General features: G+C 26.7%; 16 protein-coding genes and 1 riboswitch. Of the genes, 10 read left to right on the forward strand and 6 right to left on the reverse strand.

Features of this window, described 5'->3' with window-relative positions:
- The first annotated feature begins 3 nt into the window (after positions 1-3).
- Positions 4-1,194: a C40 family peptidase gene (locus IR151_RS01550; RefSeq protein ID WP_227432636.1), complete on the forward strand. Its 1,191-nt coding sequence runs from the start codon at positions 4-6 to the stop codon at positions 1,192-1,194.
- Positions 1,195-1,458: 264 nt separating this feature from the next.
- Here the strand turns inward: IR151_RS01550 and IR151_RS01555 are convergent, their stop codons facing one another.
- The 3 genes from IR151_RS01555 to IR151_RS01565 are packed head-to-tail and all read right to left on the reverse strand — an operon-like array spanning position 1,459 to position 2,535.
- Positions 1,459-2,031: a manganese catalase family protein gene (locus tag IR151_RS01555; RefSeq protein WP_227432637.1), complete on the reverse strand. Its 573-nt coding sequence runs from the start codon at positions 2,029-2,031 to the stop codon at positions 1,459-1,461.
- 28 nt (positions 2,032-2,059) lie between these two features.
- Entirely contained in the window at positions 2,060-2,326 is a 267-nt protein-coding gene (locus IR151_RS01560) for a spore coat protein CotJB (protein ID WP_021385274.1), read from the reverse strand.
- The gene (locus IR151_RS01565; RefSeq protein WP_227432638.1) at positions 2,326-2,535 is read right to left on the reverse strand and encodes a spore coat associated protein CotJA; all 210 of its coding nucleotides are present in this window, start codon (positions 2,533-2,535) and stop codon (positions 2,326-2,328) included. The genes IR151_RS01560 and IR151_RS01565 overlap by 1 nt, the downstream gene beginning before the upstream one ends.
- 267 nt (positions 2,536-2,802) lie before the next feature.
- Here IR151_RS01565 and IR151_RS01570 point away from each other — a divergent pair, with 267 nt between their 5' ends.
- From IR151_RS01570 to IR151_RS01595, 6 genes are all read left to right on the forward strand, one after another.
- The gene (locus tag IR151_RS01570; protein WP_227432639.1) at positions 2,803-3,663 is read left to right on the forward strand and encodes a tRNA 2-thiocytidine biosynthesis TtcA family protein; all 861 of its coding nucleotides are present in this window, start codon (positions 2,803-2,805) and stop codon (positions 3,661-3,663) included.
- 46 nt (positions 3,664-3,709) lie between these two features.
- On the forward strand, positions 3,710-4,738 hold the full coding sequence (locus IR151_RS01575; protein WP_255619340.1) for a 3'-5' exonuclease: 1,029 nt from the start codon (positions 3,710-3,712) through the stop codon (positions 4,736-4,738).
- Between the two features lie 373 nt (positions 4,739-5,111).
- Positions 5,112-5,618, forward strand: a complete 507-nt coding sequence (locus tag IR151_RS01580) for a flavin reductase (RefSeq protein WP_227432641.1) — start codon at positions 5,112-5,114, stop codon at positions 5,616-5,618.
- A gap of 332 nt (positions 5,619-5,950) precedes the next feature.
- Complete coding sequence (locus IR151_RS01585) at positions 5,951-6,622, forward strand: hypothetical protein (RefSeq protein ID WP_227432642.1); 672 nt, start codon at positions 5,951-5,953, stop codon at positions 6,620-6,622.
- Between the two features lie 158 nt (positions 6,623-6,780).
- Entirely contained in the window at positions 6,781-7,287 is a 507-nt protein-coding gene (locus tag IR151_RS01590) for a PolC-type DNA polymerase III (protein ID WP_227432643.1), read from the forward strand.
- A gap of 127 nt (positions 7,288-7,414) precedes the next feature.
- Positions 7,415-8,425, forward strand: a complete 1,011-nt coding sequence (locus tag IR151_RS01595; protein ID WP_227432644.1) for a biosynthetic peptidoglycan transglycosylase — start codon at positions 7,415-7,417, stop codon at positions 8,423-8,425.
- A gap of 556 nt (positions 8,426-8,981) precedes the next feature.
- On the opposite strand, the gene IR151_RS01600 is transcribed toward IR151_RS01595, so the two are convergent.
- Positions 8,982-9,158 (reverse strand): hypothetical protein, encoded by a 177-nt coding sequence (locus IR151_RS01600; protein ID WP_227432645.1) that lies wholly within the window; start codon positions 9,156-9,158, stop codon positions 8,982-8,984.
- A 48-nt stretch (positions 9,159-9,206) separates the two neighbouring features.
- A riboswitch (cyclic di-GMP riboswitch) is annotated at positions 9,207-9,303 on the reverse strand.
- A gap of 716 nt (positions 9,304-10,019) precedes the next feature.
- Between IR151_RS01600 and IR151_RS01605 the strand changes: the two genes are divergently transcribed.
- From IR151_RS01605 to IR151_RS01615, 3 genes are read left to right on the forward strand one after another with little or no spacing between them, the layout of a single operon-like run.
- Positions 10,020-10,394, forward strand: coding sequence for a BlaI/MecI/CopY family transcriptional regulator (locus IR151_RS01605; protein WP_255612849.1), 375 nt, complete (start codon positions 10,020-10,022; stop codon positions 10,392-10,394).
- Positions 10,387-11,538, forward strand: a complete 1,152-nt coding sequence (locus IR151_RS01610; protein WP_227432646.1) for a M56 family metallopeptidase — start codon at positions 10,387-10,389, stop codon at positions 11,536-11,538. The genes IR151_RS01605 and IR151_RS01610 overlap by 8 nt, the downstream gene beginning before the upstream one ends.
- 16 nt (positions 11,539-11,554) lie before the next feature.
- The gene (locus IR151_RS01615) at positions 11,555-12,151 is read left to right on the forward strand and encodes a peptidoglycan-binding protein (RefSeq protein ID WP_227432647.1); all 597 of its coding nucleotides are present in this window, start codon (positions 11,555-11,557) and stop codon (positions 12,149-12,151) included.
- Between the two features lie 124 nt (positions 12,152-12,275).
- On the opposite strand, the gene IR151_RS01620 is transcribed toward IR151_RS01615, so the two are convergent.
- Together IR151_RS01620 and IR151_RS01625 are read right to left on the reverse strand one after the other, a co-directional pair.
- Positions 12,276-13,292, reverse strand: coding sequence for an alpha-hydroxy-acid oxidizing protein (locus IR151_RS01620; RefSeq protein ID WP_227432648.1), 1,017 nt, complete (start codon positions 13,290-13,292; stop codon positions 12,276-12,278).
- Between the two features lie 332 nt (positions 13,293-13,624).
- Positions 13,625-13,807, reverse strand: a complete 183-nt coding sequence (locus IR151_RS01625; RefSeq protein ID WP_227432649.1) for a hypothetical protein — start codon at positions 13,805-13,807, stop codon at positions 13,625-13,627.
- Positions 13,808-14,117 lie beyond the last annotated feature (310 nt).

Genomic DNA, 14,117 nt, shown 5'->3' on the forward strand with positions numbered 1-14,117 from the left:
GTTATGAATTTTAATCAAAAGAGAGTAGCAGCCAGTATAATGGCCACAGCGATAATAATGCCTACAATGGGGAATTTAGCATATGCTAATGAGTCTGAAATAGAAAGTTCAACTGTAGAAAGTAGAACAATAACAGGGAATGCAGTAAATTTTAGAAAAGGACCAGGTACAAATAATGCATCTATAGGAAAGTTCTACAAAGGTGATAAAGTTGAGTACATAGGAAAAGATGGTTCTTGGGTAAAAGTTAAATATAATGGGAATACAGGTTATGTACATGAAAAATATTTATCAATAAATAGCCTAGGAAATAGTAATGAAAGTAATGATGTTTCAGTAAAATCAACAAAAGTTGTTACAGCAAAGGGATTAAATTTTAGAACAGGTCCAAGTACAGGAAGTTCTAAAATATCTACTTTGGGATATGGTACTGAAGTTGGATACATATCTGAATCAAATGGATGGTCAAAAATAAGTTCTAATGGTAGAGTTGGTTATGTTTCAAGTAAATACTTAGGAACTAACTTAAGTGATTCTGCAAATGGAAATGATGGAAGCAGTTCAAGTGATATTGTAAAGGATACAAAAGTTGTAACAGCAAAATCATTAAACCTTAGAACAGGACCAGGAACAGGACACTCTAAAGTGGCTACGTTAAGTTATGGTACTGAAGTTGGAAGTATCTCAGAAGATGGTGGATGGACAAAAGTAAATCATGATGACCAAACAGGATATGTATCAAGTCAATATCTTGCAGAAAAAGGTTCTGTTGATACTTCAACTCCATCCGATTCAACTAATTCTCCAAGTCAGGGAGCTGATAGTGTAATAGGCTTTGCAAAGACACTACTTGGAAAACCATATGTATGGGGAGCAGAAGGTCCAAATAGTTTTGACTGTTCTGGATTCACACAATACGTTATGAAAAAATCTGCTGGAGTTAGTATACCAAGAGTATCTAGAGACCAAAGTAAGTATGGAGCATATGTAAATAGAGGAGACCTTAGAAGCGGAGATTTAATATTCTTTGATACACAAGGTTCAAATAATGGCTCTGTAAGTCATGTTGGAATATATATGGGAAATGGAGAGATGATACACGCATCTTCAGGTTCATCAAAAAAGGTAACAATATCTAATATAAATAGTAGTTACTATTCAAGTAGATATGTAAATGCAAGAAGAGTTTTATAATCATTTAAATTTAATGATAAAACTTTATAAATAGATATTTCTTTATTGCTTATAAAATAAAAGCAGGTATGGTGTCAATAGTATTGTAGATTACTATCTATTATTACTGTTGATTCAGTACCTGCTTTTTGTTGTTTATTTGTTCTATCTGCGTATAGAAAATGGACAGTTCTTTATAGTTTTTTATATTTTTAAGCTAATTTAAGCGAAAAAGTAAGTTAGTAAATTAGTAAATAATTGTAGTTTTATATATAAAGAAGAATTTTAGAATATTTTTTGACATTCCTCTAATTCATAAGCATCCATTAAAGCTTCACCAAATCTTTGATAGTGAATTATTTCTCTTTGACCTAAGAATTTTAGTACGTTTATAACATCAACATCATCTGTTAAGTTTATAAGTTGATAATATGTTGCAAGTGCTTTTTGTTCAGCAGCCATATCTTCATGTAAATCAGTTACAGGATTTGACATAACTGCGATAGGTCTTACATCAAATGGAACCCCATTTGAATCTGTTGGATAAATTCCATATCCATTTTGTGCATAGTTTGAGCCAAGACCAGCAGCTTTTAATTCTTCTGGGCTTACATCAGAAGTTAACTGATAAACCATAGTACATATAAGCTCAACGTGAGCTAGTTCTTCTGTACCAATATCTGTTAAAAGTGCACGCATATTACCAGTAGGCATTGTATATCTTTGACTTAAATATCTTAAAGATGCAGCAAGCTCTCCATTTGGTCCTCCAAATTGAGTTATAAGAAACTTAGCCATTCTTGGGTCACAAGTTTTTATATTAACTGGGTGTTGTAAAGTTTTTTGATATATCCACATGAATTTTCAATCCTCCAATACTTGATGTCTAATAATTAAATTCTCTGTCCCAAGGCCAAGGTTGCTCAGCCCATTGCCAAGGGCATCTACTTGGAGCATACCCAAAGTTAGTTAAAGGACCATATTTATTTTCGTAAGCATATCTAGCCTGTGCAAATTGGTTACATAATGAATTGTAAGTGTTGATAGCATTTTTATCATCAGGATGAGTGTCTAAATATAAGTTCATATCAACACATGCAAAAGATGTTTCCTGAATTTTTCTCATAAGTTCAGCTCTAGATGAATCTTTCATTATCTTCTACCTCCTCTTAATTTTTTTGGCTTAGCATATAATTCTTTGTTGTACATTTCAGATTCTAATAAATTTAGTTCTGGAAATATAGTTCCAAATTTTAATGCATCAGAAAGGCAGTACATTTCTGTGAAAATTTGATTATTAATATATGGTCTAGCCAAAGATGAACCACAATTTTTTTTAATATCTCTAGTTTTATTTTCCAAGATGAAAACCTCCTTGTTGTAAATAGATAGGTAAGTCTATCTAGTGTATAATATTCATACATTTAAAAATCGTTACTCATAATAAAATATTAAATGAGAAAAATAAAAAAGATAATAAAAGAAAGGCTTTATTTATGTTATTATAAGTTTATGTGTTATTGTAAACTATAAAGTATTTATTAAAATTAAAGTAAAACTATAGTATTTTATAGAAGTATGTAGACTTTTTTGTAAAATATTATTAACATAAATATACGAGGTGATTAAATGAGTGAGCTATCAGGAAAAGGCTGTGAAATTATAGTTCCTTTTGAGGAAAGACTTTCACTAAGGGATATAGAAAAAAGTATTATAAAAAAATATAGAAAACATTTATGGTCTAAGTTTATAAAGGCAATAAGAGATTATAAACTAGTTGAAGAAGGGGATAAAATAGCTGTAGCAATATCTGGAGGAAAAGATAGTATTCTTATGGCTAAAATGTTTCAAGAATTAAAGAGACATGGACAAGTTAATTTTGATGTTGAATTTATTGCTATGGACCCTGGATATCATGCAAATATAAGGCAATTACTTATAGATAATTGTGAGTATTTAAATATTCCAATACATTTATTTGATTCAAGAATATTTGAAATAGCTGATGAAATTGCAAAAGATTATCCATGTTATATGTGTGCAAGAATGAGAAGAGGAGCATTATATTCAAAAGCAGAAGAATTGGGGTGTAATAAACTTGCATTAGGTCATCATTATGATGATGTAATAGAAACAACTATGCTTAATTTGTTGTGTGCAGGAAATTTTAAAACTATGCTTCCTAAGCTTAATTCTACTAATTTTGAAGGAATAAAAATTATAAGACCACTTTACTATATAAGAGAAGAACACATTATAAGATTTATCCAAAATAGTGGTATATGGCCTTTAAATTGTGCGTGCATGGTTGCTGCTAAAAAAACTGGAAATAAAAGATATGAAATAAAAGATTTAATAAAAAGTTTAGAGCCAAATTTTAAAAATGTAGAAAAATCCATATTTAAAGCAGCAGAAAACGTAAATCTTGATTCGGTACTAGGGTGGCAAAAAGATGGGGAGAAACATTCTTTCTTAGAAAATTATGAATAAAAGTAATTAAAAGAATCACTATAAACAATTGGAAAGGGTGTTTATATTGAAGAGAGTATATATAGATTTTGAGATGAATATGCCAAATTCTAAATCAAAGAGAGATATATTAAATTCAGATATAATTGCAATTGGAGCAGTTATGTATGATGAAAAGACAAAAAATATTGATAAGTTTAAATCTTTAATAAAGCCAGTAAGTAATGCCCAGTTGTATCCTCATATACAAGAGTTGACTCATATATCTTCAGAAGAATTAAAGTATGCACCAAGCTATGAAGAGGTCATGAGAAAGTTTAAAAAGTGGTTAGGCATATTTTCTGAGATTGAAGGAATATATACTTTTGGTAATTTAGATTTAACATGTTTCAATAACACTGATATGAGAAGTTCTAAAAAAAACAATCATCCAAGGTTCGTAAACAACATTAGAGAGTTATTTGTGGATATAAAAGAGAAATATATAGAGTGTGGTATAAAATGTATGAACTATATATCACTAAAAAATTTACTTGAATTTGCTAACTTAGAGTTTAGTGGAGATGCACATGACCCATTAAATGATGCATATAATTTATTTATTTTGGATGAGGCAATTACAAATAATGTAGATATACAAAATCTTTTAATAATGCTAGATATAATAAGACCTCCATTTAATAACATAAATCCAGATTTAAATGATTGTTTTGATAAATTTAAAGAATCACTTTATAAAAAAGAAGGAAATTATGATATTGTAGATTTTTCTATTGAGATAATAAAAACTGTGAGAATGTACTTATTGACAATTATAAATATAAACATACAAAACATAGAAGTTATAAAAGATATAGATAAAAAATTGGATACTATAGATAAATTAAAGAATATAGAAGATGGATATTTTTATTTATTAGAAGATGTGTATTTTGATATAAAAGATTTATTAGAAGATTTAATGCTTTATAGAGTACATGAAGATGAATACAAAAACGAAATAGAAAATATAATAAAGATGTTTGATGAAGATTTAGATAGTGAGAAAATATATATTGATAAGAATAATAACTTAAATGTTATTAATAAAGTATAAAAAGTTACAATTAATAGAACAAAATTTGGTGATTATGATAGTTTTTGAACAAAACTAGATTTAAATGGAACTAAACTACTATAAAAATATATAAAATAGTAATAAGTGTAGAAAGTGTATATACTTTCTACATTTTTAATATTATAGTATTCTAAATTTAATAAATGTATTATATATTTTATAATTAATATATTTTATTGACATTTTATGATTAAAAAATATAAAAACTACTTCTTGCGAAAGTAATTGATTTGTTGTATTATAATTTACATGAATATGGAAAATAATCTTGAAAGCTGTATTATAAAAGTGCATATATTTAAATTTTTAACAAATGACTTATTTATTAAAAGATGAAGGGTAGGATGATGTTATGGGATTTAAAGAAGTAAAAATTGAAGAACTACAGTTTAATCCATTCACTAAAATTGGTAAAGAGTGGTTACTTATAACAGCAGGAAACTCAGCTAAATTTAACACAATGACTGCAAGCTGGGGTGGTGTTGGAGTGTATTGGAGTAAAAATGTTGTAACAACTTACATAAGACCACAGAGATATACAAAAGAGTTTGTAGATAATAATGACACATTTACAATTGCATTTTTTGATGAAAAATACAGAGAAGCTTTAAATATTTGTGGTACTATTTCTGGTAGAGATACAAATAAAGTAGAAAAAGCAGGACTTACACCATATTTTATAGATGATACAGTAGCCTTTGAAGAAGCTAATATGATTATGGTTTGTAAAAAATTATATCATGATACAATGCCACCAGAAAACTTTGATGCTAAAGAAAATGATGAAAAGTGGTATCCAAAGAAAGATTATCATACTATGTATATATCAGAAGTTGTAAAAGTTCTTATAAAAGAATAGATAAAATAAATTAAAAAATATTTTTAATAGTAAATAGGTATTTTCTTTTAATTACTATTAAATAGATATTTTTTTATTAAAAGATGAACTCTGTTTTTTGGGGTTCATCTTTTTTATTTCTTTGTATAGAAATATTTATATGAAGTATTCAAGGATATTTCATACGTATCTATTAATTATCTGTGTTTATTGTACTTAGTTTATTTTAAGAGAGATTCTTTTAAAGTGAGATTTACTTAATATATAGTCTTAAAAGTATAAATGCCAACTAATAAAAATATATATTATATTAGGTATTTTAAATAAATTTTTATAGTAAAAGGGTGATTTTTATGGAAAATATAACTAGTTATTTTAGAACAATAGTATGTGTGTTTATATGTTTATCATCTGCATTTATATTTATTCAATTAGCTAGAGTTTTTATTAATAAGAAAAAAACTAGTATAAAAAATAAGTCAAAAAAAGGTTTTCGTTATGATAGAGATTTAATTGAGACAAGGAGAGAAAAAACATATACACAAGATAGAAATAGCGATAAAAATAAGAATATTGATAAGAAATTAAAGGGAGAAAAAGTATTCAAATATGATAATGGAGACTTATATAAAGGAGAGTTTATTGATGGGAAGAAAAATGGATTTGGAACATATATTTTTTCAAGTAAGGAAAGGTATGAAGGGTTATGGAAAGATGATAAGATGCATGGAATAGGTAAATATACTTATAAAGATGGTTCAATATATACAGGGGAATTTAAAGATGGTTTTAAAAATGGTCTAGGAAAATTAACTTATCCAAATAATGATATATATAAAGGTTATTTCTTAGATAATAAGAAAAATGGCAAAGGTGTATTATATAAAAGTGATGGAAATAAGCAGGCAGGAATATGGGAAAATGATGAACAATGTAAAAGTTTAGATTTTAAAGAATTAAGCAATAAAAAATTAAATAATGATGTTTATCAAAATAGATTAAATGATAATAAGATAAAAATTTAATTATTATAGTAAAATAATCTTTATTTATAATGGAATATCTGCTGTATATTTAGTAAAATTTGTAAAAATTTCATATATCATATAAAATTAAGTATTGATTAGTATATTGCATAAATATAGAATATAAATATATCCATTTGATAATAAGGAGAAGAGACATGAGAGAATATGTAGTTGTAGATTTAGAAACTACAGGATTAGATCCATATAAAGGTTGTGAAATAATAGAGATAGGTGTAACAGAAATAAAAAATGACGAAATTGTAAAAAACTATTCAAGGTTAATAAAACCTAAGGGTATAATCTCTTCATTTATAACGGAATTGACACACATAAGTAATGAAATGGTAGAAAAAGAGGAGTCTTTAGAGTTGGTTTTACCTAGATTTAGAAAATACATAGGTGATAGAACTATAATTGCACATAATGCAAAATTTGATTTAAAGTTTTTAAATTACTATCTTAGAAAGTTGGATTTAGAGCCAATAAATAATTATATATGTACACTAGAATTATTAAAAAAATGTAAAAGTTATAAAGGAAAAAATAAGAAGCTTGAAACAGCTTGTGCTTATTATAATATAGAGAATATAAATGCTCATAGAGCTGATAGTGACACTTTAGCAACTGCAAAGCTATTTTTAAAAATAAAAGATGAATATTAATCGCAAATATAGAGAAAATTAGTGAAAATATCCTTTATAAAATTGACCCTTAAACTTACAATTTTGTTCTTTGATTTATTTTGTGGAACAATGTATAATGTACCTTATATAAAGAAGGGAGACTAAAATGGGTTATTACAATGATGATGATAATAATAAAATAAGACGTAAAAAAGTTAGTAATAATAAAGATAGTAATAAAAAATCTAAACATTCTTATACTTCAACAAGTAAAAAAAATAAAAATTCTCAGACAGCCTCTAGTAAAAGAATGAGTGAAAAGGTAGATTCACAAAATATTATAAAAAGAGATAGTTTTACAAGAGATAATGTAAGACCTTTAAATACAGATTATAGTCAGAGAGATAGACGAAGAGTTGAGTACAAGCAAAGAGATAGAAAATTAAAAAGCAAAAAAAGAAGAAAGCAAAAGAGAATTAAAATAGCTAGAGCATTATTATCTGTTATGTTAGTGGCACTTATTATATTTTCAGTGGCAGGTGCAATTTTTACAGTTTCAGCTATAAAAGGTTCACCTGAAGTCACTAAAAAATTAATTAAGTCTAAATATATAAGTAGTGAGGTTGTCAGTATAAAACAAATGCCAAAGGACTTAAAACAGGCTATAGTTTCAATAGAAGATGAGAGATTTTATAAGCATAAAGGAGTAGATGTTATTTCTTTAGCTAGGTCAGTACTTAATAATGTGTTTACAGACACAACACAAGGTGGAAGTACTATAGATATGCAAGTTTCAAAAAATCTGCTTACAAGTGATGATAAAACTATGAAGAGAAAAATAAGGGATATGTATAATGCAAAGCAGATGAATAAGATTATGAGTAAAGATGAAATCCTTGAAGCGTATCTAAATAATATGTACCTAGGAAAAAATGCATATGGAGCTGCAAAAGGAGCTGAAGTGTATTTTGGTAAAAAAGTTGGAGAGTTAAACCTAGCTGAGTGTGCTATGCTTGCGGGGATGACCAATAATCCTGCGAGGTATATTGACCATGGAGAGGCTAAAAAGAGACAGTTGACTGTGTTGTACAAAATGCATGAACTTGGTTATATAACTGATAAAGAATACAGAATAGCAAAAGCTGATGACACTCCATTTAAGTCAGAAATTGATTAAAAAATAAAAAAACTAGTGTTTCCAATATATAGAATATAACAAAAGTTTGATTTGTCACCATATTGCTACTAGTAAGTTGTAATTTGGTGGCAAATTATTTTATATATTCTTGAAAATATTTATAGTTTTATATTCTACAGTCAATCTATTAATAAGAAATGAACTGGAGAAATGAGGGAATTTTTATTTAGAGTGTTATTTTAAGAGCTAGATTTATATACATTTATTCTTTCTTAAGAAATATATATTATTTCTCAAAAAGTAAAAAGTCACTCTGTGAAAGAGCGATTTTTAGCTTGATATAAAAATTGAGTGTTATAAAAAATAACTTACTATGATTGATTATGAAAATTCACTCTAGAGCAATAGATTGTAGTTTCTTTTTTTGTTTTTGATATTATTTTGTATTTTTATCCTATTGGATTTTATAAAAAATAAAACCATAACGATTATAATACAAAAAAGAAATATATTTGAATTAAATTCGTATCATTTATTATAAGATTATTTAAAAGTAGATAAAACTAAAAAGGATTTTCTAGAAAATAAAATCTATCTAATTATACTTATTTACCAAGACCATCACTTGATATAAATATGATTCTACTACATTTTCTCCGTACTCTAGCATAAAATCATCTAGCTGTGTATCTATAAAATTACAATAATCATGTGAACTACTAATATAAGCAGTTAATACATGTGTACACGTATCTATTTTCTCTATAAACATTTTACATCCCCCTAAAAAACTTTCATAAAAACAAAAAGAAAATATCTTTTTGGCAACTGGCTGACATAACTCATAAGATACTTTATAAGTCTTAGTCCCTATAGCTTTGCGTCACTAAATTTCTCTAGTTTTGCCGATTTAGTTTTATTCTACACCTATATAATACTAGAATATAATCCATTATTCAATATTATTATGAGAAAATAAAAAAGATTTTAAATTATGAAATAAATTTTGCTTAAAAAAATAAAACGAATGCATAAATTATATGGAAATACTTCTATGTGGTTGTTTGTTAAAAGGTGCCTATTATTGACTTAGGCTAGAAAAAGCTTTAGGAAACGATAGGATATGAAAAAAGAAGAATTTTAAAAAACTTATATGGTAAAAATTGGATGAAAAGGTTTGCTTTAATTCTCTTGCATATAAGACTCTATTGAGATAGAATTTATTTATGCATAAATTGACTTACACTATAGTGTGGTAATAAAACAAAGAAAGTATTTTAGCTTTGAAACAAAAGCTTTTTAAAAAATATACATAAAAATTTAATATCAAAAGCGATTTAAAGATTAGTCTAGTTTATTTCCCCAAAAAGTATTATAATGTTCTTTGCATGTAAAAAAGAATATTCATAATTAGGTACTACTCAAGATAAAAAATATTAATATATTGTCGTTATTAATAATATAATAAAAAATTTAATGAATTGTATTATTAAATCTAACTTATAATATTTTAAAAAAGATTAGAAAATTAACATAAAATGTAAAAATTCACAATTTTTTCATAAAGTATTTGACTAAAAAATTCTCTTGTTGTAGAATTATGTTAGAAAGAGTTTTGGGGGAGGTGTAAATCATGATAAAAAAAATACCACAAGCAGAACTAAAAGTAATGAAATTTATTTGGAGAGTAGATGCTACAGTGACATCAAAAGATGTTATTGAAGCAATGGAGCAAGAATATGGATGGAAACAAACCACAACACTGACACTTTTATCAAGACTAGTAAAAAAAGAATTCTTATATGCTCAAAAAATAGATAGATATACACATTACACAATAGTGGTTAAGCAACAGGAATACTTAAACTTTGAGACAAAGGATTTCCTAAGTAATATACATAATGATTCTTTGGTAAGTTTAATTTCAGCTTTACATGAGGATGAAGCTATAGATAAAAATAAGCTGGATTTTCTAGAAAATTACTTTGATAATTTAAAGGATGAATAGTTATATGATACAAGTTTTTGAAAATCTTATACAGACAACTATTGTATGTAGTCTTGGTATTTGTCTATTATTATTTTTGAAAAGATATTTATTTAAGAATTTTAGTAAAAAGTTCAATTATTATATTTGGTTAGTAATAGTCTTTAGAATGTTGCTTTTTCTTTTTAATTATACAATAGTGTATGAAGTAAAAGAATCAAAAAGTAATAATGTAGTAGGAAATAATATTACAGAAATCACTGTTCCTACAGATAATAATTTTATGTTGTATTTAGCTTGTTTATGGATATTTGTCGCTATAGTTATTGCAGTATATACTTTTGTAAAATATACAAAATTTAAAAATCTTGTTGTTGATGTATCTTATGATATAGAAGATGATGATGTTAACTGTATGTATAAGGATTTACTGAAAGAATTAAAAATAAGAAAGAAAATTGAATTAAGAGGTTCTGATGAACTGATAAGTCCAGCAGGTATGGGATTATTTAAATCGTACATATTTTTACCAGATTATCCTTATAGTAAGGATGAGTTAAATTGGATTTTAAGACATGAATTGATGCACTTTAAAAACAAAGATCTTTTAATAAAGTTTGCAGTGTTATTTGTGAAAATAATATATTGGTTTAATCCACTTGTTTATATAATGAGCAATAGAGTAAATATCGATTGTGAATTATGTTGTGATGAAAGTGTTTTGAATGACTGTTCTTTAAAAGAGAAGAAAGAATATGCATTAGCACTTATAAAGTCAATTAAGTTAAGTAAAAATTATCAGAGTGGAATTTTGACAACAGAGTTTAGTAAGACAAATTTAGAAAAAAGACTAAATAGTATTGTTAAGAAGAAAGGTAGAAGTGGAATACTAATTGCTATTTTGGTATTTATGACTTCGATAACATCTTTTATTGAAGTTGATGCTCAGATTAAAATTGATGAGAGTAATAATGGAATGAATAACAAGATTAATGAATTTTTATTGAATAAGAAGACTGATAAAATTATAGATATTTATTATAAAGATGCGCCAAGTAAAATTAGAAAATTTTATGAAGATAAATGCAAATTACAAGGTAAAATACCTAGAGACTATGACATAATAGAAATGAATATAAAAGATTACAATCAATTAATAAAATAATTACAAGGAGGATTTTATGTTAAAAAAATCAAAAAAAACATTAGCGATTATGTGTTGTTTAATGCTTACTTTTACAAGTGTAGCATTTGCTGACACAGGTAAAGGAGGAAGTAAGGAAGTTGTTTCAGAGAAAAATATAGATTCTTTTACTCTTTCTGGATACATATATACATATGAAAATGCGCCACAAGAAATAAGAGATGAACATAAACAGAATTGTGAAGATGCAAATATAGAACCTAAGCCAGATGATGAGATATTTGTTCCAGAATCGGCTAATCTAATGAATGATGATAATAGTAAAGGTGTTTATGCACGTTATACTGTTTCTTATAACATAGATGCTAAAACTATAACAATTATGGGTAATGAATATCTGACTATAAGTACAACAAAAGTTATACGTAAAGATGATAGTGGAAAAGAAGTTAAAGCTGCACAAATTATGTTATCTTTACTTGGTTATGGTTTAAGTATAGATAGTGTTTTTGGAAGCGATACATATAATACAATTGTACGTTTCCAAAAAAAATACGGTTTATCTGCAGATGGAGTAGTTGGACCAGCTACTTGGGATAAGTTGGGTAGACTAACTGACCCTACTCTTTCATAGGATTAAAATCTAAAAAACATATTAAATAGTGTCTCAATGTAATTTTTTAATTTAAATGAGACACTATTTTTACATGTGAAATAATATACTATTTAAATATATATGCTATAAAACTATTTTACAATCACTTCCATATAACCCTACCATCAATATCCTTAACCTCTTGACAACCAGTCAAAATCATAGTCTCACATAACTCATTCCTAACCTTATCTATAAAAAACTCAACACCATCAAGACCTCCACCAAAAGAAGCAGTAACAAAAGGTCTTCCCATCAAAACAGCATCAGCACCCAAACCTAACATCTTAACCACATCAACACCAGTTCTAACACCACCATCAGCAAGTATAGTTATCTTTCCTTTTACAACCTTAGCTATATCTGGAAGCACCTCACAAGTACCAGGCGTGTAATCAAGCACTCTTCCACCATGATTTGAAACAACAATAGCACTAGCTCCAGACTCTACAGCCATCAAAGCATCATCCACAGTCATAATCCCTTTTATTATAAAAGGCAATTTAGTCGCTTCAACCAACTCTCTAATCTCTTCAACTGTCTTAGGTGAAAAAGGATTTTCTTGAAGCTGATTATTAATTAATCCACAAGCATCAAGGTCTACACCAACTGCAAAAGCACCAGCCTCTTCAGATAATCTAATTTTTTCTATTATCTTTGAATTTTTCCAAGGCTTTATAAATACAATTCCATCTCCAGCATTATCTTTTAAAACGTCTAAATTATCCAATAAAAAAGTATCTACATTGGTATCTCCAACCATGGCATAGATTCCAGAGTTAGAGCAACCTCTAACAACAGGTTCTATGTATTCTTTTTCAGAAATCTTACCACCCATATTTAACATAGTACCTGATACAGGTGCAGCAAATATAGGAGCACTCATTTTTTTACCAAATAACTCGATAGTAGTATCTGGATTTGAAACATTATGTATTACTCTCATATTTATTTTTACTCTTTCCAAGCTTCTTCTATTTTCTATAAAAGAAGAGCCACTTCCTTTTCCTCCCATGCCAGGAACATTTCCAGCACAAGCTAATCCATTACAAATCTTACAGACTTTACATTTTCCATTAAAGTTATCTCTAGCAGATTCTAATAATTCATTATAGTTCATATCAAATTCTCCTTTTCATTATATTAAAATTGAGTATTACTATATTGAAAATATCTTAATTGTAAATGAAGAGATGATATTGTGATTAGTTAAACTGAATAATACATATTAGATATTTTTATTATTGTAGGTAAGTAAATTATAGCATATTAGATAAATAAACTTAAATTGTTTTTGTTGATATAGTATATATATAGGATATTTATTAAAATTCAAAAAGGCCATATATAGATTTTTTTAATCTATATATAGCCTTTAAATTTATGTCAATTTCTTTTTTATCAATGAATAAATAATATAGAATACAATATACAAAAAAGTTGCTCGAAATGTTAGGCTAATCCCCATTTACAAAGCAACATCATTATGCTATGTAAATTTGAATCAACAATGTTTTCACCATACTTCACCATAAAGTCATCTAATTGTGTGTCTATAAATGAATAATATCCACTTATGCTATCAATATATGCAGTCATTAAGTGTATACATTCATCACTTTTATCTTTATACATCTGTATCTCCCCCTATACAATATATAAAATTTGATACTAAATCGTATCTTATAAAATAGTTAAGTGTGTTACATCTATATCCAATCTCTGTATTCATATACTTATATTAATAGGTAAAGTGAATTTTGACAATAGGTTTTGAAAAACTGGATGTTCAAAACGTAAAGTTGGGTTTTAAGATAATTAAGTAAATTATATGTATACAATATATGTATATAACTTACTTAATAAGAAATATTATAAAATTATATAACAATTACTTTTATTAAGAATGTTTAAGTGGTAGAATAACTTGGGAGATTAATAATTA

The organism is Clostridioides sp. ES-S-0006-03, assembly GCF_020662275.1.
Lineage (GTDB): Bacteria > Bacillota > Clostridia > Peptostreptococcales > Peptostreptococcaceae > Clostridioides.

What these genes read in the sequence shown, in the direction of transcription:
- IR151_RS01550 (WP_227432636.1), top strand. Translation starts at nt 4, where the DNA reads ATGAATTTTAATCAAAAGAGAGTAGCAGCCAGTATAATGGCCACAGCG.
- IR151_RS01555 (WP_227432637.1), bottom strand. Translation starts at nt 2,031, where the DNA reads ATGTGGATATATCAAAAAACTTTACAACACCCAGTTAATATAAAAACT.
- IR151_RS01560 (WP_021385274.1), bottom strand. Translation starts at nt 2,326, where the DNA reads ATGAAAGATTCATCTAGAGCTGAACTTATGAGAAAAATTCAGGAAACA.
- IR151_RS01570 (WP_227432639.1), top strand. Translation starts at nt 2,803, where the DNA reads ATGAGTGAGCTATCAGGAAAAGGCTGTGAAATTATAGTTCCTTTTGAG.
- IR151_RS01580 (WP_227432641.1), top strand. Translation starts at nt 5,112, where the DNA reads ATGGGATTTAAAGAAGTAAAAATTGAAGAACTACAGTTTAATCCATTC.
- IR151_RS01585 (WP_227432642.1), top strand. Translation starts at nt 5,951, where the DNA reads ATGGAAAATATAACTAGTTATTTTAGAACAATAGTATGTGTGTTTATA.
- IR151_RS01590 (WP_227432643.1), top strand. Translation starts at nt 6,781, where the DNA reads ATGAGAGAATATGTAGTTGTAGATTTAGAAACTACAGGATTAGATCCA.
- IR151_RS01595 (WP_227432644.1), top strand. Translation starts at nt 7,415, where the DNA reads ATGGGTTATTACAATGATGATGATAATAATAAAATAAGACGTAAAAAA.
- IR151_RS01600 (WP_227432645.1), bottom strand. Translation starts at nt 9,158, where the DNA reads ATGTTTATAGAGAAAATAGATACGTGTACACATGTATTAACTGCTTAT.
- IR151_RS01605 (WP_255612849.1), top strand. Translation starts at nt 10,020, where the DNA reads ATGATAAAAAAAATACCACAAGCAGAACTAAAAGTAATGAAATTTATT.
- IR151_RS01610 (WP_227432646.1), top strand. Translation starts at nt 10,387, where the DNA reads ATGAATAGTTATATGATACAAGTTTTTGAAAATCTTATACAGACAACT.
- IR151_RS01615 (WP_227432647.1), top strand. Translation starts at nt 11,555, where the DNA reads ATGTTAAAAAAATCAAAAAAAACATTAGCGATTATGTGTTGTTTAATG.
- IR151_RS01620 (WP_227432648.1), bottom strand. Translation starts at nt 13,292, where the DNA reads ATGAACTATAATGAATTATTAGAATCTGCTAGAGATAACTTTAATGGA.
- IR151_RS01625 (WP_227432649.1), bottom strand. Translation starts at nt 13,807, where the DNA reads ATGTATAAAGATAAAAGTGATGAATGTATACACTTAATGACTGCATAT.